Raw genomic sequence first — 24,046 nt, 5'->3', positions numbered from 1 at the left:
CGGGCCCTCGTAGTCTGGGGGCCGCATCAACCGCCCCGACCCGCAACGCACTTACCCTGCGGCCCAGGAGTGACCTTGGACATCTGGATCTCGCTACTCAACGGCGCTGTGCTGATCGGGCTGATCGCCCTGCTGCGCAAGTCGTTGCAGAGGATTCCGGTCGGGAACGTCGGCCTCGTGGAGCGGCTCGGCCGCTACCACCGCACGCTGACCCCGGGGATGAGCTTCGTCATGTTCGGCGTGGAGAAGGTCGCGCACCACGTCGACACGCGGCTCCAGGTCGTGCCGCTCCAGCCGGTGCGGGTCACCACCAGGGACAACCACGCGCTCAACGCCGACATCACCGTGTACCTCCAGGTCCAGGACCCGGTGAAGGCGGTGTATCACGTGACGAACTACGTCGGGGCGATGGAGCAGCAGGCGTACAACACCCTGCGGGTCACCGCAGGACAGCTGGACGCGGAGCGCGCGCTCGCCTCCCGCAAGGAGATCGGGGCGGCCCTGCACCAGGAGCTCGCCCGGTCCGCGGACGCCTGGGGGCTGCGCATCGACCGCGTCCTCATCGACGCGATCGACCCGTCCTCCTCCTCCCAGGCCACCGTCACATCCCACGCCACGCCGGGGTCCGGGGGCCCCGCCGCGGGCGGGGCCGGGGTGCCGCACCGGCCGCTGCGGGCGGAGGACCCGCCGCGGGTCGGCCCCTACCAGCTGCTCGCGCGGCTCGGCGAGGGCGGCATGGGAACGGTGTACCTCGGCCGTTCGCCCGCGGAACAGCCCGTCGCGGTCAAGGTGATCCGCGGCCCGTTCGCGCAGGACGCGGCGTTCCGGCGGCGGTTCACGCGCGAGATCGAGACGGCGCGGCGCGTGGGCGGCAGTCGCACGGCCCCCCTGGTGGACGCCGACCCGGCAGGTGAACCGCCCTGGCTGGCCACGGAGTACATCCCCGGGCCGTCCCTGCACTACGTGATCAGCCACCACGGCGCGCTGCCCTCGCCGACGCTGTACACGATCGCCGGCGGCATGGCGGAGGCCCTGGCGGGCATCCACGCCTGCGGCATCGTGCACCGCGACCTGAAGCCGAGCAACATCATCATCTCCGAGGACGGTCCGCGCGTCATCGACTTCGGGATCGCCCGCGCCGTCGACGCCACGGCGCTCACCCGCACCGGCCACGTCGTGGGCACGCCGGGGTTCCTCGCGCCCGAACAGCTGACGGGTGCGGCCGTCACGCCCGCCACCGACGTGTACGCCTACGGCATGGTGCTGTGCCACGCGGGCGGGCTCGTGCCGCTGGCGGACGGGCAGCCGATCGAGTCGGTCCTCCGGCTGCTCCCCGAGGGGCTCCAGGAGCTGGTGCGGGGCTGCCTCGCGCCCGACCCGGCGGCCCGGCCCGGCCTGGACGACATCCTCGCCCGCCTGTCGCCGCCCGCGCCGCACGAGACGAACGAGTGGCTGCCGCCGCCGGTGCGCACCATGGTCGACCTGCACGCCGGGACGACACGGGAAACGGTGCGGCTCCACGCCTGAGGGCGGCGCACGGCGCATGCCGAAGCGGCGCACGGCGGTCCGCCGTGCGCCGCTTCGGCGTGCAGAATCCTCTACAGTGCACACAGAACGTGCAATCTCTCAGGGCGGGGGCCTGCTGTGGCACTCTTCGGCAATGCGCACACCGTCGATCCCATGGCCGCGCAACAGGAGTATGCGCGGCTGCTGGGGCATGACGAACGTATCCATGCCGCCTTCCAGTTGATCCGCGACACCATCCTCTTCACCGACCGGCGGCTGATCCTCGTCGACAAGCAGGGCATCAGGGGCAAGAAGGTGGAGTACCACTCCATCCCCTACCGGAGCATCACGCACTTCGCGGTCGAGACCGCCGGGACGTTCGATCTCGACGCGGAGCTGAAGATCTGGCTCTCCGGCACGGACCTGCCGATCGAGAAGACGTTCACCAAGGGCGTCGACATCTACGAAGTGCAGGCGATACTGACCCAGTTCGTGGCGAGGTAGCCGAGGTTTCGTGGCGAGGCAGCCGGGGTCAGGGGCGGCCCGCCGGGGGGATCTCCTCGGCCGCGGGAGGCGGCCCCGGTGGGGTGCCGTCGCCGAACGGGCGCCCGCCGAGCTGCTCGCGGTGGTGCGGGGTCAGCCAGCCGGACAGATCGGGCCCGGCCGGGAGGATACCGGTGGGATTGATGCCGGTGTGCACGAGGTAGTAGTGCCGCTTGATGTGGTCGAAGTCGACCGTGTCGCCGAAGCCAGGTGTCTGGTAGAGGTCGCGGGTGTACGCCCACAGCACCGGGTCCTCGGTGAGCTTGGAGCGGTTGCACTTGAAGTGGCCGTGGTAGACGGCGTCGAAGCGGACCAGCGTGGTGAACAGCCGGATATCGGCCTCGGTGAGGGTGTCGCCGACCAGGTAACGGCGGTCCGCGAGCCGCTCCGACAGCTGGTCGAGGCGGCGGAACACATCGTGGTAGGCCGCCTCGTACTCGTCCTGCCTGGTGGCGAAACCGGCGCGGTACACGCCGTTGTTGACGTCGCGGAAGACGCCGTCCATGACCTCGTCGATCTCGTCGCGCAGCGCGTGCGGGTACAGGTCGGGCGCGCCCTCGCGGTGCAGCGCCGTCCACTCGGTGGCAAGGTCGAGGGTGATCCGCTGGTAGTCGTTGGTGACCAGCAGCCCGGTGGGCACGTCGACGACGGCCGGGACGCTGACGCCGCCCGGGTAGCCGGTTTCGCGGGCGTCGTACGCCTGCTTGAGGTAACGGATGCCGAGCACCGGGTCCTTGCCGTCCGGGTCGAGGGTGAAGCGCCAGCTTCTGTCGTCCTGGATGGGGTCGGTGACGGCGAGGGACAGCGCCGCCTCCAGGCCGAGGAGGCGCCGGGAGATCAGCGCGCGGCTCGCCCAGGGGCAGGCGCGGTTGACGACGAGCCGGTAGCGGCCGGCCTCGACCGGCCAGCCGTCGGCGCCGTCGGCCGTGATGCGGTCGGTGAAGTGGCCCGCGGACCGTTTGAAGCTCTTTCTGCCGTACTGGGTGTTGCCCTGGTGGCCGGCCCCGGCGGTCCCCTCGGCGGTGTCTCCTGCCGGGTCCCCGGCGTGCGCGTCAGTCGTGCGACTCATGCTCGGTCCTCACGTTCGTCATCCCCTGTCGCTGCCCAACTGCCTGTGATTGCCCGCGACGGGCCGTTTCATGCCCGGTGTCACCCGCTTCGCGGACGGCTCGGCGCGGTTCGGTTCGGTTCGGTTCGCAAAATTTCCTGTCCGGCGCGCGGCACGCTGGCGTGGGGCGATTGCCCGGAGTCACGTGCGACGCGCAGGAGTTCGTGCGCGAACGCTTACGCAACGATTCGATGGGCGCTACGTTGCTGTGCGGGAGCGCTCCCACGGGAATTGCGTGCAGAACAACTAGGAGACCCCCCACATGGCTCATCCACACGTCGAACGGAAGAAGGCCCCGTTCCGGAACGCTCGCCTGCTGAGCGTCCTGGGAGCCGCCCTGCTCGGGCTTGTCATGGCGAGCCTGCCGTCCCCGGCATCGGCGCACGGCGTCTCGATGTCGCCCGGTTCGCGGACGTACCTGTGCTACAAGGACATGCTCGCGAGCGGGAACCAGACCCCCTCCAACCCCGCCTGCGCCGACGCGGTGGCCGAGACCGGCACCACGCCGCTGTACAACTGGTTCGCCGTCCTGGACTCCAACGGCGGCGGCAGGACCGAGGGGTACATTCCGGACGGCGAGATCTGCAGCGGCGGCCACAACGGCCCCTACGACTTCTCCTCGTACAACGCGGCCCGCGCCGACTGGCCCACGACCCACCTGACGGCCGGCTCCACCATTGAGCTCCAGTACAGCAACTGGGCCGCCCACCCGGGCGACTTCGACGTGTACATCACCAAGGACGGCTGGTCCCCCACCCAGCCGATCGGGTGGAGCGACCTGGAGCTGATCAACTCCGTGACCGACCCGCCGCAGCAGGGCGGCGCCGGTTCGGACGGCGGCTACTACCACTGGGACCAGGCCCTGCCCTCGGGCAAGACCGGTCAGCACGTCCTCTTCGTCCACTGGATTCGCTCGGACAGCCAGGAGAACTTCTACTCCTGCTCCGACGTCGTCTTCGACGGCGGCAGCGGCCAGGTGACCATGTGACGTCCGCGTCCGGCCGACCGTGACGCCGGAACGAAGTCAAGGGCCCCGCCGGGCGCATGTCCGGCGGGGCCCCTGCGCTGGGTGGCTGTGGCGGGGCGCGCCGCGGGCTCACGGTTTCTTCACATCCGGGTCGCCCCCGCGCTCTGGCGAACGCGCGTAGATGTCGGGCACCATCCTTGTGCACCGCACCGCACCGCACCGCACCTGCACAGCCCACCCCACAGGCCAGCCCGCCCGCCCCGGCCCGGGGCGGAAGGAAGCAGGAGGGTTTCCCATGAAACTGCGTTCCGTCCTCACCACGCTCGCGCTCGCCGGCACCGCGCTGTTCGCCGCGCCGGGGGCCGCGTCCGCCCTGGCGGACGGGTCACCCGCGGCCGCCCCCGCGCCGCTCGTCACCAAGATCAGCCACTCGCAGGCCACGTCGATGTTCCAGTCCTCGGGCATCACCTGGTCGTCCTCGGGAGGCTGTTCCGACCGCAACGTGCCCACCTGCACCTCGTTCGAACAGCTGAACCTGGCCTCGGCGCAGGGCGCGCAGACCCTCAAGTCGGCGAGCGGCTGCGCGCTGAACGTCACCGGTGGCACCGAGACCGGGCACGCGGGCGGCACCTACAGCCACTGGAACGGCTACAAGCTCGACTTCGGGCTCAGCAGCTGCCTCAACTCCTACGTGACCAGCGCGTTCACCTACATCGGCGAGCGCGGCGACGGCGCCGCGCTGTACGAGTCGGCGTCCGGGAACGTCTACGCCCGCGAGAGCAACCACTGGGACGTGACGTACTACAACTGCGGCGGCTGCTGAGCCGCCGCAGTCACCGTGGCCGCGGCCCGGCCCGGCCCGGCCCGGAGCTGCCGCGGCCGCGGCCGCGGCTCATGGACGGTTCGCACGGTGTGCCCGAGAATGGCACCGGCATGAGCGCGACCAGCCCAGGTCGGCATATCGGTCCGATTGATCGGAAGGGCCCCCTCTATGGCACTCGAAGTACGTGGCGTCATCGCGCCGGGCAAGGACGAGCCGGTGCGGGTGGAGACGATCGTGGTACCCGACCCGGGGCCCGGCGAGGCGGTGGTGCGCGTCCGGACGTGCGGGGTGTGCCATACCGATCTGCACTACAAGCAGGGTGGTATCAGCGACGACTACCCGTTCCTGCTTGGCCACGAGGCCGCGGGGGTCGTGGAGCTGGTCGGGGAGGGCGTCACGGAGGTGGCGCCCGGTGACTTCGTCATCCTCAACTGGCGCGCGGTCTGCGGCCGGTGCCGCGCCTGCCTGCGGGGCAGGCCCCAGTACTGCTTCAGCACGCACAACGCGCGGCAGCGCATGACGCTGAAGGACGGCACGGAGCTGTCGCCGGCCCTGGGCATCGGCGCGTTCGCCGATGCGACGCTCGTCGCGGCCGGGCAGTGCACGAAGGTCGACCCGGAGGCGTCACCCGCCGCCGCGGGCCTGCTGGGCTGCGGCGTCATGGCTGGCATCGGCTCCGCGATCAACACCGGCGGCGTCGGCCGCGGCGACAGCGTGGCGGTGATCGGCTGCGGCGGGGTCGGCGGCGCGGCCGTGCTCGGCTCCCGGCTGGCCGGGGCGGCGCGGATCATCGCCGTGGACATCGACGAACGGAAGCTGGCGACGGCGAGGCAACTGGGCGCGACGCACACCGTCAACTCGGCACAGACGGACGCGGTCGACGCGATCCGCGAGCTGACCGGCGGTTTCGGCGCCGATGTCGTGATCGACGCGGTCGGCCGCCCCGAGACGTACCGGCAGGCGTTCTACGCCCGCGATCTGGCGGGCACGGTGGTGCTGGTCGGCGTGCCGACGCCCGAGATGCGCATCGAGCTTCCGCTGCTCGACGTCTTCGGCCGCGGCGGCGCGCTGAAGTCCTCCTGGTACGGAGACTGCCTGCCGTCCCGTGACTTCCCCATGCTCATCGACCTGTACCGGCAGGGACGCCTCGACCTGGACGCGTTCGTCAGCGAGACGATCGCGCTCGACGGCATCGAGGCCGCGTTCGACCGTATGCACGCGGGCGACGTGCTGCGTTCCGTGGTGGTGCTGTGATGGCGGGCGCGCGCGTCGAACACCTCGTCACCTCGGGCACGTTCGCCCTGGACGGCGGCACGTGGGACGTCGACAACAATGTGTGGATCGTCGGCGACGACGCGGAGGCCGTCGTCATCGACGCCGCGCACGACGCGGACGCCATCGCCGCGGCGCTCGGCGGCCGGGCGCTGCGGGCGATCATCAGCACGCACGCGCACAACGACCACGTGAACGCGGCTCCGGCCCTCGCGGAGCGCACCGGGGCGCCGGTGCTGCTGCACCCCGACGACCTGCCGCTGTGGGAGCAGACGCACCCCGGCCGGCAGCCGGACGGCGACCTGGCCGACGGGCAGGTCCTCACCGTGGCGGGTACCGCGCTGACCGTGCTGCACACGCCGGGGCACGCGCCCGGCGCGGTGTGCCTGCACGCGCCGGAGCTGAACACCGTCTTCACCGGCGACACCCTGTTCCAGGGCGGGCCGGGCGCGACCGGCCGGTCGTTCTCGGACTTCCCGACGATCGTCGGGTCGATCCGCGACCGTCTGCTGACCCTGCCGCCCGCGACCGTCGTGCGCACCGGGCACGGCGACGGCACGACGATCGGCGCCGAGGCGCCTCACCTCCAGGAGTGGATCGACCGCGGGCACTGAGGCCGCGGCGGGGAGCGCCCCGCCGCGGGCGTGCGTCGTGACGGGCCCACGGTCCGTCGCGGGGCCGCCCCGGCGGATGGCATGCTGGGGCGTGTCCATTGGTGATCCGTGCCGGAAAAAGGGGGAATTGGCCGACCGTACAGTCGCCGTTCACCGCGTGGTCATCTGAGCGTATCCTGACTCGCTGATCTCGTGTTTACCGTCGCGATCACCCTGCTCACAGCCCCTGGAATACCGGTGCCCAAGCTCTCTGTCATCGTCGCCTGCCACAACGTGCAGGAATTCGTTCCCACCACGCTGCGCAGCCTGGCGAGAAACGCCGGGCCGGATACCGAGTTCATCCTGGTGGACGACCGTTCCACGGACGCGACCGGGGAGATCCTCGGCCGGGCCGAGGGGGAGCTGCCGCGGACGAGAGTGATCAGGCACGACACCAACCAGGGCATTTCCCAGGCGCGCAACACGGGGATCGAGGCGGCGCGGGGCGCGTACCTCACCTTCCTCGACGGGGACGACTGGTACGCACCTGGCTATCTCGACGAGTTGACCCACGCCATCGAGGACCTGGACTGCGACTACGTGCGCACCGACCACGTGCAGTCCAACGGCAAGCGCCGCACCGTCAACCGCGCGCCCGCGCCGCGGCGCGGGGTGGCCATCAGCCCGCGGGACGCGATCACCCCGTCGGACAAGAAGACGATGGTCGACTACCCCTTCGTGTGGGCCGGGGTCTACCGGCGCGAGCTGTTCGAGGACGGCCTGCGGTTCCAGACGCATCTGCGCACCGCGGAGGACCGCGTGTTCTGCTGGCAACTCCAGCTGCGGGCCCGGACGTTCGCCTCGGTGGGCCTGCTCGGCGTGTTCTACCGCCGGGGCGTGACCACCTCGCTGACGCAGATAAAGGACGACCGCCAGCTGGACTTCCTCCCGGCGCACGACCTGATCCTGCGGGAGGTCGAGAAAGACCCGGAGGCGGAGCGTTTCCTGCCCAAGATCGTGCGCACCTACTGCGCCATGATCGCCTTCCACGCGGGGAACGCGGGAAGCTACGAAGCGGAGGCCGCGCGCCGGTTGAAGCAGGAGTCGGCGGCGGCGCTGCGGCGCTTCCCGCCGCAGCTTCTGGAGCGGACACTGGTGGCAATGGGCGACGAGCGCGGGAAAGTGCTCCGCCGGCTGCTCGGCCGGGGAAGGAAGGCGGCCTGAGACATGGGTGTGCGCACACAGATCTTCGAGGTGTCGACGCTGTACGGGGCCGCCACGCTCGCCGCGGCGCTGGACGCCGGGCAGTTCGGCGCGCGGGACGAGGCGCGCCGGGTGCTCCTGGTGTCCAATAATGCGGCCGTTCCCGAAACGGCCGCCGCGCTCACGGAGATGACCGGCTGGGACCGGATCGCGACGCGCTTCGACCGGGTCATCGACTGGAACGAGACCATCCGTCCGCACCACCCCAGCGACTGGGGCCCGGCCGACCGCGACGCCCCGGTGTGGGAGCGGCTGCTGCGCCGGTACTGGAGTCTTGGCGACGGGCCCGTGGAGCTGGCGGTGGAGTCCGTCCACGCGAAGCCGGCCGCCGCGCTGGCCGTGATCTTCGCAGACGCGGACATCCACGTGTACGCGGACGGGCTCATGAGCTACGGCCCCACCCGCGACCGGCTGGCGCAGGACACCGCGGTCCGGATACAGCGCCTGCTGCACCTGGACCTGGTGCCGGGGCTCGCCCCGCTGCTGCTGGCCGAGCACCGGGTGCCGTCCGAGGTCGTGCCGGGAGACGCGTTCCGCGCCGTCCTCGACGAGATCAGCGCCGAGCACACGCCGGCCGACGCGGTCCGGGCCGCCGGGGAGAAGGACGCGGAACGGAACGGCGCGGAACGGAACGACGCGGACGCGGAACGGAACGACGAGCCGGCGGAGCAGCAGGCGCAGGCGCCGGTCGCGGTGCTGCTCGGGCAGTACCTCGCGGCCCTCGACATCCTCACCACCGAGGAGGAGGAGGCGCTGCACGAGCGGATGCTGCGCGGCGCGGCGGCGGCCGGGTTCAGGAACGCGGTGTTCAAGCCGCATCCGACCGCGCCCGTCCAGTACTCCAGGGCGCTGGAGAAGGCCGCGGCGGACGCCGGGGTGCGGCTGACCGTTCTGGACACGCCGATGCTGGCGGAGACGGTGTTCCACCACTACCGCCCCGGGCTCGTGGTCGGCTGCTTCTCCACGGCGATGCTGACGGCCTCCGCGTACTACGAGGTGCCGATCGCCCGCGTCGGGACGGGCCTGCTCATGGAGCGGATCACGCCCTACCAGAACAGCAACCGCATTCCGCTGACCATCGTCGACGCCCTGGTGCCCGACCTGGAGACGCGGCGGGCCGGCGAGGCCGTCACCGCGCTGCCCGACGCGGCGGAGCGGGTCGCGCCGCTGGTGCGGACCGTCGGCTACTGCATGCAGGCCAAGACGAATCCGGGGCTGCGCGGCGAGGCCGAGGAGTGGCTGGAGCAGCACCTGGACGAGACGACCTGGCGGTACTTCAAGCGGGCGCGGCTCACCGCGCTGGCGCTGCCCGGCGGCTTCGCCTCGCACCTCACCCGGCAGCTTCCCGGCGGCGGCACCGCCATGCGCATCGCGCGCAAGGTGCGCAAGGCGACGCTGCGCAACAAGAAGTGACCGGCCGGTCCGGCCCGCCCGTCCGCTTCCGGGGACGGGCGGGCCGGTCCGGGCCGGGCCCCGGTCAGCCGAGCCAGCGGCGCAGGCCGAGCCTGCCCCACAGCAGGCTCGCGGCGTAGGACAGCACGGTCGTCATCGTGACCATGGCCACGAGCATCGCGGTGGCCTCGACGGCGCCGGAGTCCGCGGAGACCCAGCGCTTGACGAGCTCTTCGACGAAGAAGACGTGGACCATGTAGGCGCCCATCGCCGCGGAGGCGAGCTGGGTCAGCCGGGGGCGCCAGCTCTCGCGGATGTGCATGCGGCTGACGAGCAGCAGCAGGCTGAGGGTGAGGATGGCGACGAAGGGGTGCGCGTTCGGGATGACGTAGTGGACCTGCGTGTCCCACCAGATGCAGCCGGCCATGGCGGCGACCATCAGCAGCGCCACCAGGCCGCGGTTGCGCTTGGAAAGGCCCTTCGGGAGGGCGAACAGCAGGGCGCCGCCGATCGCGTACACCACCGAGTAGGTGCCGAAGCTCCAGCCCACGGGCGGCGGCGACCAGCCGGTGAACTCGCTCACGGTGTCCAGCAGGTGCGGCAGGCCCGCGATGACGAGCAGGGCGGCGCCGAGGCCCCAGGGGCGGTGGCCGGCGCGGATCAGTACCACGAAGCCGAGGGCCATGATGATCGGGATGTACGCGTACAAAAACCACAGGTGATAGGCGGGCTGTACGGAGCCGAAGACGGAGTCGACCGCGAGGTTGGTCATGGGCTCGTCGTTGCGGTCGCGCAGGTAGGCCCACACCAGGTAGAGGCCGGTCCAGACGAACAACGGGGTCCCGTTGCGGATGATCCGCGTCCACATGCGGGCGCCGTCCTTCGGCGGGGCGCCCATCAGCACGGCCCAGCCCGCCATGGCGAAGAACATCGGCACCGCGAACTGGTTCGCGCCGTCCGCTATGTGGCCTGCCCAGTAGGAGGCCGCGCCGTTCGACTCGTCCATGTCGACGGCGAGGATGAAGGCTCCCGCGACGTGCCCGAGGATCACGGCGCAGGAGCAGATCAGCCGCATCAGGTCGATGTCGAACCGGTGCTCGTTCTTCGGCGTGGACCGGGGTGCGGGGACCGGCTTCAGACTGTCGCTGTCGGTGGCCGCGCCGGTTTTCGGGGTCGCTGGTGGTGCGCTGTTAGCGGGCATGGGTTCCGATCGCAAGGTGGCTCGTGTGGGTGCCGTGTCGGCAGCGCCGGTGCCGGACCTGGCTCCGGAATCCGTTGCTCGTGAACTTCTAGCCCTTCCCCGATAACGCTCCATCGCTGGAAGGTATCCGCCCGGTGAACTACGGGATACCGTCCGGTGCCCGCGCGCGGCCGGCGACCGGGGTCCGTCAGTGCTCCGACAGGATCTCATCCAAGCTGCTGTCCGGGGGCCCGGGGAAGACCGGTGACGGATCGAATGCAGCCTGATACATCGCCGTGACCGCGCCCGCCATTTCCCGTATCCCGCTGAACACCCAGACCCCGCTGAACCGCTCCGGCACACCCACTCCCCAGGCATCTATACCCGCCGCCTCGCAGAGTGCGAGGGCGCGCCGGATGTGGAAGTCCTGCGAGACGAGCAGCGCCTCGGTGACGCCGAAGACGGAACGGGCACGGGCACAGGAGTTCCACGTGTTGAACCCCGCGTAGTCGGCGACGACGCGGTCCGCGGGCACGTCGAGACCGACGAGGTAGTCCCGCATGGCGTCCGGCTCGTTGTAGTCCTCCGTGCTGTTGTCCCCGGTGACGAGGATCGCGCGGGTGCGGCCGGTGTGGTAGAGCTCCGCGGCGGCGTCGAGGCGGTGCGCGAGCCACTGGGTGGGCGCGCCGTCCGGCCGCAGGCCCGCACCGAAGACGACGGTCACCGGGGCGGCGGGCGCGTCGGCGACGGTCCGCACCCGGCCGTCGGTGGTGAGGTGGAGCCAGGCCGAGGGCAGCAGGCCGAGGACGCACAGTGCCATGACGGCCTGGACCGCCAGGCGCTTGCCGCGGATCGTGCGCGGCAGGCGCGGCCTGAGGGCGCGCAGCAGGCGCCGCGATCGATCGGGGATCACATCGTTATCACGTACCGCGGGGCGGCCGAGTTCCCCGGCTGCCGGGCGCCCTGGCTCCGCACCGGCGGGTCGGGCATGATGGCCAATCGAACAGTTTCCGTACACCGCACAGTTTCCGTACACCCCGGGGATCGTTGACACCCATGCGCGAACGCCCGCCTGCCGTCGACGTCCTTCCGCGACCGGGGCGACCGGGGTGACCGGGGTCACCGGGCTCGGCGGGGCGGATCTCGCGGTCCTGATGACCGCCGCGGTGCTGGTCGGGATCGCCAAGACGGCGATCGGCGGGGTGGGCGCGATCAGCGTGGCGCTCTTCGCCGCCGTGCTGCCCGCGCGCGAGTCGAGCGGGGCGCTGCTGCCGCTGCTGATCGTCGGCGACCTGTTCGCCGTGCACGCCTACCGGCGGCACGTGGACTGGCCCGCGCTGCTGCGCCTCTTCCCCTCGGTCGCCGCCGGGGTGCTGGCGGGCGTCGTGTTCGTGGCCAGGGTCGACGACACCGTCATGCGCCGCACCATCGGCGGCTTGCTGCTCGCGGTGGTCTGCGTGCACCTGTGGCAGCGGCGCCGGGGCGCGCGGTCCGCGGCGGGCGCCCCGGCGCGCGCCGCGGACGCGGCGGGGGAGCCGCGGCGTGCGGGCCGGGGGATCGCCTTCTGCTACGGGCTGCTCGCCGGGTTCACGACGATGGTCGCGAACGCGGGCGGCGCCGTCATGTCGCTGTACCTGCTCGCGGCGGGCTACGCGATGCTGACGTTCCTGGGCACGGCGGCCTGGTTCTTCCTCATCGTCAACGTGTTCAAGGTGCCGTTCAGCGCGGGTCTTGGACTGATCACGGTCGACTCGCTGACGCTCAACGCGGTGCTGCTGCCCGCGCTGTTCCTCGGCGTGTTTCTCGGGCGGGCCGGGGTGAAGCGGCTCGACCAGAGCAGGTTCGAGCGGCTGGTACTGGTGTTCACGGTGGTGTCGAGCCTTAATTTGCTGCGGTGAAACAGGAGCGGTAGCGGAATCGTGGCTCCATCGTTATGGCTGTCGACGCAACAATCCGCCGGGTTCGCGCATCTTTACCTATGAGGTCCTGAGAGATCTGGTAACGCCAGGGGGAACACTGATGCGCTCCGCGCACTTTCGCAGGTATGTCGTGTCGGCCGCCGCGAGCGCCGTCACCACCGCGCTGCTGCTGACCGGCTGTTCGGCACAGGGACAGGAGGCGTCGGACGGTCCGTCCGACGCCGCGTCGCAGGAGGAGCAGGCCCCGCCGGAGGACGACGGCGAGGGCGGTGACGGCACGGACGAGTCCGAGGAGCCGGCCGAGCAGGTCGTGCTCGACTTCGGCGACGAGTCGGACCAGGTACGGGAGTTGCAGGCCCGGCTGTTGCAGCTCGGCCACTTCGCGGCCCAGCCCACCGGGTACTACGGCGACGTCACGCTCGGCGCGGTCTCGGAGTACCAGCGCGCCGCGGGCTTCGAGGTGTCCGGCACGGTTTTCGAGAGCACGTGGTCGGCACTGACCGGGGCGACCACCACGCCCACCGAGACCGAGCTGTACCCGCCGCAGCAGGTGATGGGCTACGGGGACAACACCGAGCAGGTGCGCGAGCTCCAGGCCCGGCTGAAGCAGCTCGGCCACTTCGCGGACAACCCGACGGGCTACTACGGCGACGTCACCACCACCGCCGTCCAGGCGTACCAGGAGGCGGCGGGCCTTGAAGTGACGGGCACCGTCTTCGAGCCGACGTGGGACGCGCTGACCGCGGAGACCACCACGCCCACCGAGGACGAGATGTACCCGCCGCTCGACGTGCCCGACGTGGAGCCCGCCCAGGACCTGGACGAGCGCTGCCTTGAGGGCCGGGTGCTGTGCATCTCCAAAACGTCGAACACGATGTCCTGGGTCATCGACGGCGAGGTGCGGACGACCGTGGACGTGCGGTTCGGCGCCGAGGAGACGCCCACGCGCGAGGGCGAGTTCGAGGTGTACTGGAAGTCGCGCAACCACCACTCGACGCTGTACGACTCCCCGATGCCGTACGCGATGTTCTTCGACGGCGGGCAGGCCGTGCACTACTCCGAGGACTTCGCGGCCAACGGGTACAACGGCGCCTCCCACGGCTGTGTGAACGTCCGGGACGAGGCCGCCATCGCCGGGCTGTTCGACGAGGTGGCCGAGGGCGACCGGGTCGTCGTGTACTGGTGACCCGGCGGGCCACGGCGGCCACAATGGCACCATGCGCTATCTGATCATCGGAGCGGGCGCCGTCGGCGGCGCCATCGGAGGCCGGCTGTTCGAAAGCGGCCATGACGTCGTCCTCGTGGCGCGCGGCGCGCACGCCGCCGCGCTCCGCGAGCACGGTCTGCGCCTGCACACGCCGGAGGCCGTGCTGACGCTGCCCGTTCCGGTGATCGAGGGCCCCGACGCCTACCGGCCGCGGCCGGACGACGTGCTGGTCCTCGCGGTCAAGACGCAGGACTCCGTGGCCGCGCTCGACGCGTGGGCGCCGGTGGCGGGCGGGGCGCCGCTGGTCTGCGCGCAGAACGGCGTGGCCAACGAGCGGCTGGCGCTGCGCCGTTTCCCACACGTGTACGGGATGTGCGTGTGGCTGCCCTCGCAGTTCCTCCGGGCCGGGGAGGTCACCGCGCCGTGTGCCCCGCTGACCGGGATGCTGCATCTCGGCCGTTACCCGGGCGGCGCCGACGACACGGCGCGGCAGATCTCCGCCGATCTGACGGCGTCCCGGTTCCTGTCGCCCGTGGTGCCCGACGTCATGCGGTGGAAGTACGCGAAGCTGCTGGCCAACCTGGCGAACGCGGTGGAGGCGCTGTCGGGTCCCCCCGCCGCGCCGCCGCTCACGGAGGTGGTGGCGGCGGCGCGCGCCGAGGGCGTCGCCGTGCTCGACGCCGCGGGCCTCGCGTACGCGAGCGAGGAGGAGCAGGCCCGGCTGCGGGGCGACCGCATGCGGATACGGCAGGCCGACGGCGAGGAACGGGTCGGCGGCTCGTCGTGGCAGAGCCTGCGGCGCGGCACGGGATCGATCGAGGCGGACTATCTGAACGGCGAAATCGTGCTGCTCGGCCGCCGGTTCGGCGTGCCGGTGCCGGTCAACGAGGCGTTGCAGCGGCTGGCCGTCGAGTGCGCCCGCGCGGGCCGCCCGCCGGGCTCGCTGCCGCCGGCGGAGCTGGCGGCGCGCACGGGCGTGGCGTAGGCCCTGTCGTTCGGATCTTCGCGGGGCCGCGCTGCCGGCTACGGCACTCCCCCAGCCTGGCGGCTGGGAGGTGCCCCCACGCTGCGTTGTCGCATCGCGCAAGTACGTCCCCCAGACTCCTCCCCCAGACTTCGTCTGGGAGGTGCCCCCACCCCAGACTTCGTCTGGGAGGCGCCCCCAGGGAGGTACCCCCACGTACGAGCTGCGATCCTCCGTCATGGGGGCACCTCCCAGGCCCCCAAGGGCCTGGGGGAGCACCGCATCTGACAACGCGACCTGATCCACGAAGATCCAAACGACAGGACCTCGGCGCTCACTCCTCGGGGACGCGGCCGGCGAGCCGGGCGTAGCGCTGGCGCGCGGCCTGCGGGGTGCCCAGGCCGAGACCGAACGCGATCTCCTGCCAGGTCAGGCCGCGGCCCCTGGCCATGGTGAGCAGTCCGGCCTCCAGCTCGTCCATCTCGCCGCGGGCCCGCGGCACCAGCGTCAGCGCGGCGGTGATGTCCGCCCGGTCGATCTCCGGCTCGCCGTCGTCGAGCGCGGCGGCGCCGCTGAGCAGGAACGACACCAGCCTGATGGCCTCGTGCGGCGCGAGCGTGTACGGGTGCACCTGCCGCGCGCGCTGCTCGCCGGTGGTGGCGTGCCGCTCGGCAATGCGGAACAGCGATGCGTACACGCGGTGCGCCCGCGCCTCGTCCGGGTCGGGGGGTGTGAACGGGTCGGCGCCCGGCGCGGGGCTCTCGTTGCGGTCCATACCCCCACCGTGCCGCCGCACACACTCCGTTGTCAACAGGTTGATGTAAACAAACTGTTCACTACTCACTCTCGCCCGGCGGCCAGCCACGCGTCGAAGGTGCGCGGCTCGCGTCCGGTCAGCTCCGCGACCGCACCGGTCACCTCGGACAGGCCGCCCGCGGCCATGTCCTCCCACAGCCACACCAGATCGGCCACGAACCCCGCGGGCAGCCCTCGCGCCCGCAGCCCGGCCGCCGCCTCCGCCGCCGGGACGTCGCGGAAGCCGAGCCCGAGCTTCGCGGCGATCTCCCGGTGGGTCAGGGCCTCGCGCCCGGTCAGCACGTGCGTCTCGCCGGCGCCGCGCCGCCCCGTCAGCAGGACGGCGGCGCACGCCGCGACATCGGCCGCGTCGACGTAGGCCACCCGGCCCGCACCGAACGTCCCGACCAGCGCGCCGTCCCGGACGTAGCCGCCGTCCCCGGTCGTGAAGTTCTGCATGAAGCCGCTCGGCCGCAGGATCGACCAGGGCACGCCGGACGCCTTCAGGTGCCGTTCGATCTCCCAGTGCGCGCCGAGCGACAGCTTCCCGCCGGGCCGGGGGCCGAGTGCCGAGATCTTCACGACGCGGCCGACGCCGGCCGCGCGGGCGGCGTCGATCGCGCCGTTCTGCCTGCGGACCATGGGCTGCGGCGCCCCGTCGGGTACCGGCACGGCGCCCGTGCTGTTCAGGAGCAGCCGGTCCACGGGCCCGAGCCGCGCGAACGCGGCGGCCAGTGAGCCGGGGTCGTCGAAGTCGCCGACGACGTAGCGGCAGCCGAGCGCTTCGCCCTTCGCCGCCGTCCGCACCAGGGCCGCGAAGTCCGCGCCCGCGGCGGCCAGGTGCCGCACCAGATGCCTGCCGATGGAGCCGGTGGCCCCCGTCACCAAGATCACTGCGCACGCCCTCCGGTTAATCTGAGACTGCCTCGACAACAAGCACCATATCGAGGCAGCCTCGACTTATCCGCCCCGCCCCGGGAGGCAGCCCCATGCGCGCCGATGCCCGCCGCAACCGCGACCGCCTGCTCGCCGAGGCCGAGGCCGTGTTCCGCGAGCAGGGCTCCGACGCCTCGCTCGAAGCCGTCGCCCGCCGCGCGGGCGTCGCCATCGGCACCCTCTACGGCCACTTCCCCACCCGCAGAGCCCTGCTCGGAGCGCTGCTGCGGGATCGCCAGGACGCGGTCTTCCGGCTCGGCGACCGGCTGCGCGACGCCGACGGGACCGGGGCGGCCCTCGCCGAGTGGATCACCGCCGTGACCGAGCACGCCGCGACCTACCGCGGGCTGGCCGCCCAGCTGCTCGGCAGCCTCGACGACGAGACCTCGGAGCTGAACGCGGCCTGCCGGCGCATGAGCGAGGCGGGGCAGCACCTCGTCGCCCGCGCCGCCGCGGCGGGCGAGATCCGCGCCGACACGACGGCCGACGACGTGTTCGCCCTGATCAGCGCCGCGGCCTGGCTGCGCGACCAGGTGCCGCCCGCACAGGCCGACCGGCTGCTCACTTTCATGATCGACGGCCTGGCGCGCGGCTGACGCGCTCCCCCGTCCGCGGCCGTTTCGTACAAGACCGCGTCCGGCCGCCGCGGCTAGCTTGACGAGGGTGAGCGAAACGGGACCGACCGGACATGTCTTCCGCCCCGGCGACGAGGGCTACGACGCCGAACGCACGGGCTTCAACCTCGCCGTCGACCACCGCCCCGCCTACGTCGTCGGCGCGGGCAGCTCCGAGGACATCGTCGGTGCCGTCCGCCGGGCGGCCGACCGCGGCCTCGGCATCGGCGTCCTCGCCACGGGTCACGGGCCCTCCGTACCGGCGGGCCAGGACGCGGTGCTGATCACCACGGGCCGGATGACCGGCGTCACCGTCGATCCGGGCGCCCGCACGGCCCGCGTGGGCGCCGGCGCGCGCTGGCACCACGTCATCGAGGCCGCCGCGCCCTACGGCCTGGCGCCGCTGAACGGGTCGAGCCCGCACGTCGGCGCCGTCGGCTACACGCTCGGCGGCGGCGCGGGACTCCTCGGCCGCCGCTACGGCTACGCCGCGGACCACGTGCGCAGCCTCGACCTCGTGCCCGCGGACGGCACCCCCAGAACGGTGACCGCCGACACCTGCCCCTCGCTGTTCTGGGCCCTGCGCGGCGCGGGCAAGGGGAACTTCGGCGTGGTCACCGCCATGGAGATCGCGCTGTTCCCCGTCGCCCGCCTCTACGGCGGCGGCCTGTACTTCCCGGCCGAGCTGTGCGCCGACGCGCTGCACGCCTGGGCCGAGTGGACGCGGGACCTGCCCGAGGAGATGGCCTCCTCCGTACTGCTGATGGCCTACCCGGACGTGCCCGAGGTACCGGGCCCGCTGCGCGGCCACCACGTGACGCACCTGCGCATCGCCTGGTCCGGGCCGCCCGCCGAGGGCGAACCCCTCGTCGCGCCGCTGCGCGCCGTCGGGACCCCGCTGCTCGACACCGTCTCGGACATGCCCTACCGGGACGTCGGCGCCATCCACCACGAGCCGACCGCGTCCGCCGCCGCCCACGACCGCGGCACCCTGCTGACCGGCCTGCCCCCGGCCGCCGTCGACACCCTGCTGGCCACCGCCGGGCCGGCTGCGCGGGCGCCGTTCGTCACCGAACTGCGCCACTTCGGCGGGGCCTACGCCCGCCCGCCCCGCGTGCCCAACGCGGTCGGGCACCGCTCGGCCGCGTTCTCCCTGTACACCGGGGCCGACCCGGCCGCGGGCGACGCGCCCGACCGGCTGCACGTGTCGATGCGGCCCTGGAGCGGCGGCGGCTCGTTCGTCAACTTCCTCGGCAGCGGCGAGACCGAGGCGTCCCGGCTGTCCGCCGCGTTCGACCCGGGCGACTTCGCGCGGCTGACCGAGCTGAAGCGCACCTACGATCCGGCGAACGTCTTCCGCGTCAACCACAACATCCCGCCGGGCGGCGCCCTCAGCCCTTGAAGAACGCGGCGATCACCGGGGCCAGCTCCTCCGGCGCCACCTCGTGGAAATGCCCCGGCAGCGCCCGGAGCAGCGCGCCCGGCACGGCCTCCGCCAGGGCGCGCGCCGAGGCCGCGAGGCCCGCGCTGGTGTCCTCGCTGCGCAGCACGAGCGCCGGAGCCGCGACCGACGCGTACCGGCCGGGGAGGGCCGCACCGGTCACCGTCAGGTCGTAGACGAGGGTGTGCGCGATGGCTTCGAGCCCCGGCCGGAACGGCGCCCCGCGCATCGACGTCACCATTTCCTGCGGCACCCCGATCGAGGTCTGGAACAGCTCGACGGCCTCGCCGCGCCGGTCGTCGGCGACCAGCGCGGCCAGCCGCGGCGCCAGCTCGGCAGCGGCGTCCCCCGCGAGCCCGGGACCCGGCAGCGGCGGCTCGAACACCGCGAGCCGGTCGATCGCCGCCCCGCGCGCCGCGGCCTCAAGCGCGAGGATGCCGCCGGAGGAGACGCCGTAGACGCAGGCGGAGCCGCCCGCCGCGGCGATCACCGCCCGCAGGTCGTCGACCTCGCGCTCCACCGCGTACGGCGCGCTGTCCCCACTGCCGCCGCGTCCGCGCCGGTCGTAGGCGTGCACGGTGAAATCCGGCGCGAGCCGCGCGGCCAGATCCGCCGAGGGGCCGAACTCCCGATGGCACATCGCCCCGTCGACCAGCACGACGGGCGGCCCGCTGCCCGTCCTGGTGATGGCGATGCCGGTGCCGTCCGCCGAGACCGCGGTGGCTTCCATGGTGACGTCCCTCCCGTTGACACACTTCCTCGGAAGGTGGACCGCGGCGGCGGACGGAACTCATCGGCCGGCCCCGGAGCTTCAGGACGCGTCGCGGTAGGCGTGCGGGGCCACGCCGGTCAGCCGCCGGAACACGCGGCTGAAGTAGGCGCGGTCGTGGAAGCCGACGGCCCTGGCCACCGTCTGCACGCTGTCGTCGCTGCGCTGGAGGCGTTCTTTCGCCTGCCTGATGCGCAGGCGCGTCAGGTACTCCCAGAGCGTCACGCCGATCTCGCGGTGGAAGAGGCGCCCGAGGTGGTCCTCGCTGACGCCCGCGGCCTGCGCGATCTGCCAGCGCGTCAGGCGGTGCCGGTAGTGCTGCTCGATGCAGGCCAGGGCGTGGCGCACCGGCGCCGGATCGGCCGCGCGCGGCGCGCGGGCCGTCATAGCGGCGAGCAGCCGGACCAGTTCCGGGCCGGTGAGGATGTCGCGGCCGAGCAGCACGAGACCCGGGTGCGGGTCGGCGCGGCGGGCGTCCGCCGCCGTGAAGCCCTGGTCGCCGATCATCAGCGCGGGCGTGCCCGGCAGCCGTTCGACGAGGTCGAAGCCGTCCATGTCCGGCAGCGCCCGGTTGACGATCAGCAACCCCGGCGCCTCCTCCGCGATCAGCGCGAGCGCCGCCGTTCCGTCGGCCGCGGCCCTGACCTGGTGCTCGGGCAGCAGCCTGCGGAACTCCTCGCGCCGGGCCGCTGAGCCGTCCGCGACCACCACGGGCACGCCGAGGCCCGAGGGCTTCAGCGCGCCCAGCGCATGGTCGAGCGCCTCGCCCGCGGCCTCGCCGTACAGCAGGAACGGGGTGTGCCGCAGCGCCGGATGGTCGTGGAGGCGGCGGACGGCCGACCACTCGTGCGCCGTCGCGTGCCCGGTATCCCAGGCCACGGCCGCCGGTCCTGGCGGCGCGAGCAGCGCGGCCAGGTCGTCGTCCGGGTGCAGCCGGTGCAGGTCGAGCCCGTGGTCCCGGGCCAGGGCGGCGAACTCGGCGGGCACGGCGCCGTCCGCGGCCACCAGCAGCGTGCGGCCCGCCGGGCGGGGCGCGGGCGGCTCGGCCGGGGTGGGCAGCGGCAGCGTGAGGTGGAAGCCGCTGCCGCCCGGGCCGCGGTGCGGGGCGAGGGTGCCGCCGTGCAGAACGGCGAGGCGGCGGGCGATGGCCAGGCCGAGCCGGGTGCCGGGCGCGCCGGTCGCGAACGGGTGGAACAGCTGGTCGTCCTCCGCGGCCGGGAGCGCCAAGTCGGGGCTGGTGACCAGGACGGTGAGCCGGGCCGGCCCCACTCGGACGGTGAGCCTGGTGCGTTCCCCGGCCGCGACGGTCAGCAGGTTGTGCAGGATCTGCCGCAGCCGCCCCGCGTCGGCGAGGACGGCGGGCAGGCGGCGCGGCAGGTGCGGCCGCCCGCCGCTGCCCGCGGCCCGCAGCGCCTCGGCGAGCAGCGGGCGCGGGTCGGTCAGGCGGCGGCGCAGGGCCAGCGCGTCGATCTCGGAGCGGGACAGGTCGAGCAGGTCGTCGATGAGCCGCAGCAGCCGGCCCGCGTCCTCGTGGGCGGCGTCGCCGGGCCGGGTGTGCGCGAGGATCGCCTCAACGGGGGTGCGCAGTTCGTCGGTGGCGTTGTCCAGCAGCCTCGTCTTGAAGCGGCTGGCCCGCTCGGCCGCGTCACGGGCGCGCCGCACCTCGGTGAACAGCCGCACCCCGCCCAGGGCGGCGCTGATCTGGTCGCCGAGCGCGCGGTACAGGGCGCCGTTGCGGGCGGCACCCTCCCGCGGGCCGGCGTCGAAGACGGCGTGGCCGAGGCGTTCTTCGCCGAGGTGCAGGGGTTCGAGAACGGCGGTGAACCGGTGGTCCGCGGGCAGCAGCCCGCCCGCCGCCCGCCCGGCGGGCGGCTCCTCGCCGGCGATGGCCAGGCGGCAGCCGGGGACGCCGAGCGCCGGCAGGTGCCGGTCGAGCGCGTCGGTGAGGCCCGCGGTGTCGGTCACGGCCGTCAGCGCGGTGGCCAGTTCGCGCAGCCTGCGGTCCTGCTGCTCGTTGGTCCAGCGCTCGTATTCGAGCAGCCGGTGGGACTTGTCCGCCACCATCAGCCTCGCCTGCCCGAGCAGCCGTTCGATGCGAACGGCCGACCGCGCCCCGGAGTCCGCTCCGGGGTCGGCGCCGGAGTCCGCGCCCGCGCGCTCCCGGAGCAGGGCGCGGTCGAGGGCGGCGGCGTCCTCGAACGTGTGCACGTGGTCGGCGATGTGCCGTTCCATCGCGTTGAGGAACGCGGCGCCCGGCCGCGTCAGCGCGGCGGCCAGGTCCGCCGCCAGCGGCGGCCCCTCCGGCGGCGGCGCGTCCTCCTCGCCCTGGCTGACCAGCGGCGAGTGGCAGCCGCACGAGCGGCGCGTGACGAGCGTGCCCGGCACGACGCGGCGCGCGGGCGGGGCGTTGCCGCGCAGCCGGGCGAGGAGGGTGTCCACGGCGAGGGAGCCGAGCTCCGCGAACGGCAGCGAGACCGAGGTCAGCGGCGGGTCGCTGATCCGCGCCTCGAGCGAGTCGTTGAAGCCGATCACCGCGATGTCGTCGGGGACGCGGATGCCGCGCCCGGCGAGGAAGCGCAGCGCGTCCGCGGCGAGCACGTCGCTGCACGCGACGACGGCGTCGAAGTCGCGTCCTGGGCGCAGCCCGCGCACGTCGAGCAGAACGCCCATGGCGGTGGCGCCCGCGCCCGCGGCGTAGTCGAGGGAGGCGGAGACGAGGGAGTGGTCACGCGGCAGGCGGTAGCGCGTGAGGGCGTCGGCGTAGGCGCGGAACCGGTCGCGGGAGACCGGGTTGGCGAGCGGGCCGCGCAGGCAGGCGAGGCGGCGGCGGCCGTGGTGTTCGACGAGGTGGCCGACGGCGTCGCGCATCCCGGCGTAGGAGTCGAGGCGCAGCGTTTCGTGGCCGGTGAGGACGCGGTTGAGGCTGACGACGTGGCGGAGCCCGCCGAGACGGCGGGCGAGGCGGGCGGCGGCCCCGCCGGGGTCGGCGTCCTCGTCGGCCGCGGGCACGCCGAGGGTGGAGGACCAGCAGATGGCGCCGTCGAGGCGGGCGGCGTCGATGAGGTCGTACACGGCGTTGCGCGGGTCGCCGCCGCCGGGGCGCAGGGCGTTGCCGGGGAAGCAGACGACGTTGACGTCCTCGCGTTCCGCGGCGTCGAGCACCCCGGACCACAGGGTGGCGCCAACGCCCAGGTGGATGTTGGCCGTGACCAGGCCGACCGTGAGCCGCCGTTCCTGGCCTGGCCCGCGTTCCGCCATGGGGGCCGCCTCGCTCCTCGCACGACGCCGGGGGTGGCGTGGACGATAGCGGCGGTGCGGCGCGGCGACAAGAGCCGGCGTCGCGGCAGTGCCGCGGCGCCGGCCCTCGGCTCTGGCGTGCCGGGTCAGATGTTCCCGACGCCCGCGCCGCCGGTCACGATGGACTTGACGTCAGTCGCCGCGTCCGGGGTGTAGCTGTAGGGGATGTCGGAGACGGAGCCGCCGGTCTCGCCCTCGCTGGAGCTCTCGTAGTGGTTGTCGACGGCCACCAGGCTGCCGGGACCCGAGTCGCCCTCGCCGAGGTGGTACGGGTCGTCGGTGTTCTCGAAGTAGTTGGCCTCGACGAGCACCCCGGCGTCCTCGGTGGACGCGACACCGTAGCTGCCGATGTCGTTGTAGTAGTTGTTGTACACGTGCACCGGGTCGCCGAAGCGGACGCGCGGGTTCCGCTGGTTGACGCCGTCGAACCAGTTGTGGTGGTACGTGACGTTCAGCCGGCCGACGTCCTCGGAGGCGTTGTCGTCGTCGTGCCCGAGGAGCATGTTCTTGTCCGAGTCGTAGGTGTGGTTCCACGACACGGTGATGTCGGTCGACGCGCGCTTGATGTCCAGGGCGCCGTCGTTCGGGTTGGTGAAGTCGTTGTGGTCGATCCAGACGTTCGTCGAGTACTGGACGTTGATGCCGTCGTCGTTCGAGTTGGCGAACACCAGGTTCTGGATGATCACGTTGTCGGCGTCGGCGACGTGCAGGCCGCTGCCGTCGAAGCCGCTGCCGGAGCCGACGCCGATGATGGTCTTGTCCGACGACACGTCGGCCATGTCGTCGAGCTGAATGGTGCCGTCCACCTCGATCTGGAGCGGCCCGTCGCTCGACGCGGCCTCGATGAACGCGTCGGCGTCGGACACGGTGACCGTGTCGCCGCCGGCGCCGCCGGTGGTCGCGGCGCCGAAGCCCGTGGGCGTGCCGACGGCGAGTATGTCGTTCTCGGCGGCGGGCTCGGCCGCGCCGGCGGCGGTGATGCCGCCGAAGGTGGCCGCGGCGGCCGTGACGGCCACGGCGCTGGCCAGCTTGAATCGTGCGCTCGTCCTGCGCATGGGATTCTCCGTCCGGTGTGGGGGGTGTGGGGGGTGTGGGGGGAGAGAGACCGGTGCCGGCCGGCTTCGGCGTGGCCTCGATGCTAGGCCGGGACCTGTGGACGATGCCGGGCCGCGTGTGGACTATTGCGTCCGGATGGGGCTTCGGGACGGGTGCACACTGGAGGCATGTGCCGAAGCATCAAGACGCTCCGCCCGCCGGCGACGCCCGAGGTCAGTGACGACGACATCCGCGCCGCCGCGCTCCAGTACGTGCGCAAGGTGTCGGGATTCCGCGCGCCCGCCGCGCACAACCGCGAGGTGTTCGACGAGGCGGTGGACGCGGTGACCGAGGCGACCCGGCACCTGCTCGCCAACCTGACCGTCCGCGGCTCCACCCCCAGGTAGCGCCCGGCGGCGCGA

21 protein-coding genes and 1 pseudogene are annotated in these 24,046 nt (G+C 72.9%); 14 read left to right on the top strand and 8 right to left on the bottom strand.

Annotation, left to right across the window (positions count from 1 at the left end):
• Positions 1 to 75 precede the first annotated feature (75 nt).
• A complete protein-coding gene (locus STBA_RS18375) occupies positions 76 to 1,527 on the top strand; it encodes an SPFH domain-containing protein (RefSeq protein WP_077060292.1) in 1,452 nt (483 codons plus the stop codon).
• A 117-nt stretch (positions 1,528 to 1,644) separates the two neighbouring features.
• On the top strand, positions 1,645 to 2,010 hold the full coding sequence (locus tag STBA_RS18370) for a PH domain-containing protein (RefSeq protein ID WP_077060291.1): 366 nt from the start codon (positions 1,645 to 1,647) through the stop codon (positions 2,008 to 2,010).
• A gap of 28 nt (positions 2,011 to 2,038) precedes the next feature.
• Here the strand turns inward: STBA_RS18370 and STBA_RS18365 are convergent, their stop codons facing one another.
• Entirely contained in the window at positions 2,039 to 3,118 is a 1,080-nt protein-coding gene (locus STBA_RS18365) for a glutathione S-transferase C-terminal domain-containing protein (protein ID WP_077060290.1), read from the bottom strand.
• A gap of 391 nt (positions 3,119 to 3,509) precedes the next feature.
• Between STBA_RS18365 and STBA_RS18360 the strand changes: the two are divergent.
• The 6 genes and pseudogenes from STBA_RS18360 to STBA_RS18335 all read left to right on the top strand — a co-directional run.
• Positions 3,510 to 4,139: pseudogene (locus STBA_RS18360) on the top strand (lytic polysaccharide monooxygenase); the annotation flags it as partial.
• Between the two features lie 280 nt (positions 4,140 to 4,419).
• Positions 4,420 to 4,947 (top strand): hypothetical protein, encoded by a 528-nt coding sequence (locus STBA_RS18355; RefSeq protein ID WP_077060288.1) that lies wholly within the window; start codon positions 4,420 to 4,422, stop codon positions 4,945 to 4,947.
• 168 nt (positions 4,948 to 5,115) lie between these two features.
• Positions 5,116 to 6,201: an S-(hydroxymethyl)mycothiol dehydrogenase gene (locus tag STBA_RS18350; protein ID WP_077060287.1), complete on the top strand. Its 1,086-nt coding sequence runs from the start codon at positions 5,116 to 5,118 to the stop codon at positions 6,199 to 6,201.
• The gene (locus STBA_RS18345; RefSeq protein ID WP_077060286.1) at positions 6,201 to 6,833 is read left to right on the top strand and encodes an MBL fold metallo-hydrolase; all 633 of its coding nucleotides are present in this window, start codon (positions 6,201 to 6,203) and stop codon (positions 6,831 to 6,833) included. Before STBA_RS18350 ends, STBA_RS18345 begins: the two co-directional genes overlap by 1 nt.
• Positions 6,834 to 7,070: 237 nt before the next feature.
• A complete protein-coding gene (locus STBA_RS18340; protein ID WP_077060285.1) occupies positions 7,071 to 8,036 on the top strand; it encodes a glycosyltransferase family 2 protein in 966 nt (321 codons plus the stop codon).
• 3 nt (positions 8,037 to 8,039) lie between these two features.
• Entirely contained in the window at positions 8,040 to 9,488 is a 1,449-nt protein-coding gene (locus STBA_RS18335) for a polysialyltransferase family glycosyltransferase (RefSeq protein WP_077060284.1), read from the top strand.
• 64 nt (positions 9,489 to 9,552) lie between these two features.
• Here STBA_RS18335 and STBA_RS18330 read toward each other — a convergent pair whose 3' ends face one another.
• Positions 9,553 to 10,668, bottom strand: a complete 1,116-nt coding sequence (locus tag STBA_RS18330; protein ID WP_079252003.1) for an acyltransferase — start codon at positions 10,666 to 10,668, stop codon at positions 9,553 to 9,555.
• Positions 10,669 to 10,855: 187 nt separating this feature from the next.
• On the bottom strand, positions 10,856 to 11,560 hold the full coding sequence (locus STBA_RS18325; protein WP_077060283.1) for an ElyC/SanA/YdcF family protein: 705 nt from the start codon (positions 11,558 to 11,560) through the stop codon (positions 10,856 to 10,858).
• A gap of 241 nt (positions 11,561 to 11,801) precedes the next feature.
• Between STBA_RS18325 and STBA_RS18320 the strand changes: the two genes are divergently transcribed.
• The 3 genes from STBA_RS18320 (at position 11,802) to STBA_RS18310 (ending at position 14,758) form a co-directional block, all read left to right on the top strand.
• Complete coding sequence (locus STBA_RS18320; RefSeq protein ID WP_077063413.1) at positions 11,802 to 12,545, top strand: sulfite exporter TauE/SafE family protein; 744 nt, start codon at positions 11,802 to 11,804, stop codon at positions 12,543 to 12,545.
• A 121-nt stretch (positions 12,546 to 12,666) separates the two neighbouring features.
• Positions 12,667 to 13,752, top strand: coding sequence for a peptidoglycan-binding protein (locus STBA_RS36605; RefSeq protein WP_077060282.1), 1,086 nt, complete (start codon positions 12,667 to 12,669; stop codon positions 13,750 to 13,752).
• A gap of 31 nt (positions 13,753 to 13,783) precedes the next feature.
• A complete protein-coding gene (locus STBA_RS18310) occupies positions 13,784 to 14,758 on the top strand; it encodes a 2-dehydropantoate 2-reductase N-terminal domain-containing protein (RefSeq protein WP_077060281.1) in 975 nt (324 codons plus the stop codon).
• A 313-nt stretch (positions 14,759 to 15,071) separates the two neighbouring features.
• On the opposite strand, the gene STBA_RS18305 is transcribed toward STBA_RS18310, so the two are convergent.
• Both STBA_RS18305 and STBA_RS18300 read right to left on the bottom strand, forming a co-directional pair.
• Complete coding sequence (locus STBA_RS18305; protein ID WP_077060280.1) at positions 15,072 to 15,512, bottom strand: DNA-binding protein; 441 nt, start codon at positions 15,510 to 15,512, stop codon at positions 15,072 to 15,074.
• A 65-nt stretch (positions 15,513 to 15,577) separates the two neighbouring features.
• On the bottom strand, positions 15,578 to 16,426 hold the full coding sequence (locus tag STBA_RS18300) for an NAD(P)H-binding protein (protein WP_077060279.1): 849 nt from the start codon (positions 16,424 to 16,426) through the stop codon (positions 15,578 to 15,580).
• 95 nt (positions 16,427 to 16,521) lie between these two features.
• Between STBA_RS18300 and STBA_RS18295 the strand changes: the two genes are divergently transcribed.
• Together STBA_RS18295 and STBA_RS18290 are read left to right on the top strand one after the other, a co-directional pair.
• On the top strand, positions 16,522 to 17,064 hold the full coding sequence (locus STBA_RS18295; RefSeq protein ID WP_077060278.1) for a helix-turn-helix domain-containing protein: 543 nt from the start codon (positions 16,522 to 16,524) through the stop codon (positions 17,062 to 17,064).
• A 67-nt stretch (positions 17,065 to 17,131) separates the two neighbouring features.
• Positions 17,132 to 18,484, top strand: coding sequence for an FAD-binding oxidoreductase (locus STBA_RS18290; RefSeq protein WP_077060277.1), 1,353 nt, complete (start codon positions 17,132 to 17,134; stop codon positions 18,482 to 18,484).
• Here STBA_RS18290 and STBA_RS18285 read toward each other — a convergent pair.
• The 3 genes from STBA_RS18285 to STBA_RS18275 form a co-directional block, all read right to left on the bottom strand.
• Entirely contained in the window at positions 18,474 to 19,253 is a 780-nt protein-coding gene (locus STBA_RS18285) for an alpha/beta hydrolase (RefSeq protein ID WP_077060276.1), read from the bottom strand. The two genes, STBA_RS18290 and STBA_RS18285, sit on opposite strands and share 11 nt — an antisense overlap.
• Positions 19,254 to 19,334: 81 nt before the next feature.
• On the bottom strand, positions 19,335 to 22,550 hold the full coding sequence (locus tag STBA_RS18280; protein ID WP_077060275.1) for a substrate-binding domain-containing protein: 3,216 nt from the start codon (positions 22,548 to 22,550) through the stop codon (positions 19,335 to 19,337).
• A 125-nt stretch (positions 22,551 to 22,675) separates the two neighbouring features.
• Positions 22,676 to 23,644 carry a right-handed parallel beta-helix repeat-containing protein gene (locus STBA_RS18275; RefSeq protein ID WP_077060274.1) on the bottom strand — a complete coding sequence of 323 codons (969 nt, stop codon included), beginning with the start codon at positions 23,642 to 23,644 and terminating at the stop codon, positions 22,676 to 22,678.
• A 168-nt stretch (positions 23,645 to 23,812) separates the two neighbouring features.
• On the opposite strand from STBA_RS18275, the gene STBA_RS18270 reads away from it, so the two are divergent.
• Positions 23,813 to 24,031 carry a DUF2277 domain-containing protein gene (locus tag STBA_RS18270; RefSeq protein ID WP_077060273.1) on the top strand — a complete coding sequence of 73 codons (219 nt, stop codon included), beginning with the start codon at positions 23,813 to 23,815 and terminating at the stop codon, positions 24,029 to 24,031.
• The last annotated feature ends 15 nt before the right edge of the window (positions 24,032 to 24,046 follow it).

This window comes from Streptomyces sp. MP131-18 (assembly GCF_001984575.1).
Taxonomy (GTDB): Bacteria; Actinomycetota; Actinomycetes; order Streptomycetales; family Streptomycetaceae; genus Streptomyces; species Streptomyces johnsoniae.
Note: the sequence above shows the minus strand (reverse complement) of the source record. Positions and strands in the feature narration are given on the sequence as shown.

Bases quoted from the DNA above. Each gene is read 5' to 3' on its own strand.
- STBA_RS36605 (WP_077060282.1), top strand. From the start codon at position 12,667: ATGCGCTCCGCGCACTTTCGCAGGTATGTCGTGTCGGCCGCCGCGAGC.
- STBA_RS18310 (WP_077060281.1), top strand. From the start codon at position 13,784: ATGCGCTATCTGATCATCGGAGCGGGCGCCGTCGGCGGCGCCATCGGA.
- STBA_RS18295 (WP_077060278.1), top strand. From the start codon at position 16,522: ATGCGCGCCGATGCCCGCCGCAACCGCGACCGCCTGCTCGCCGAGGCC.
- STBA_RS18350 (WP_077060287.1), top strand. From the start codon at position 5,116: ATGGCACTCGAAGTACGTGGCGTCATCGCGCCGGGCAAGGACGAGCCG.
- STBA_RS18275 (WP_077060274.1), bottom strand. From the start codon at position 23,644: ATGCGCAGGACGAGCGCACGATTCAAGCTGGCCAGCGCCGTGGCCGTC.
- STBA_RS18345 (WP_077060286.1), top strand. From the start codon at position 6,201: ATGGCGGGCGCGCGCGTCGAACACCTCGTCACCTCGGGCACGTTCGCC.
- STBA_RS18280 (WP_077060275.1), bottom strand. From the start codon at position 22,550: ATGGCGGAACGCGGGCCAGGCCAGGAACGGCGGCTCACGGTCGGCCTG.
- STBA_RS18320 (WP_077063413.1), top strand. From the start codon at position 11,802: ATGACCGCCGCGGTGCTGGTCGGGATCGCCAAGACGGCGATCGGCGGG.
- STBA_RS18285 (WP_077060276.1), bottom strand. From the start codon at position 19,253: ATGGAAGCCACCGCGGTCTCGGCGGACGGCACCGGCATCGCCATCACC.
- STBA_RS18330 (WP_079252003.1), bottom strand. From the start codon at position 10,668: ATGCCCGCTAACAGCGCACCACCAGCGACCCCGAAAACCGGCGCGGCC.
- STBA_RS18305 (WP_077060280.1), bottom strand. From the start codon at position 15,512: ATGGACCGCAACGAGAGCCCCGCGCCGGGCGCCGACCCGTTCACACCC.
- STBA_RS18270 (WP_077060273.1), top strand. From the start codon at position 23,813: ATGTGCCGAAGCATCAAGACGCTCCGCCCGCCGGCGACGCCCGAGGTC.
- STBA_RS18355 (WP_077060288.1), top strand. From the start codon at position 4,420: ATGAAACTGCGTTCCGTCCTCACCACGCTCGCGCTCGCCGGCACCGCG.
- STBA_RS18335 (WP_077060284.1), top strand. From the start codon at position 8,040: ATGGGTGTGCGCACACAGATCTTCGAGGTGTCGACGCTGTACGGGGCC.
- STBA_RS18365 (WP_077060290.1), bottom strand. From the start codon at position 3,118: ATGAGTCGCACGACTGACGCGCACGCCGGGGACCCGGCAGGAGACACC.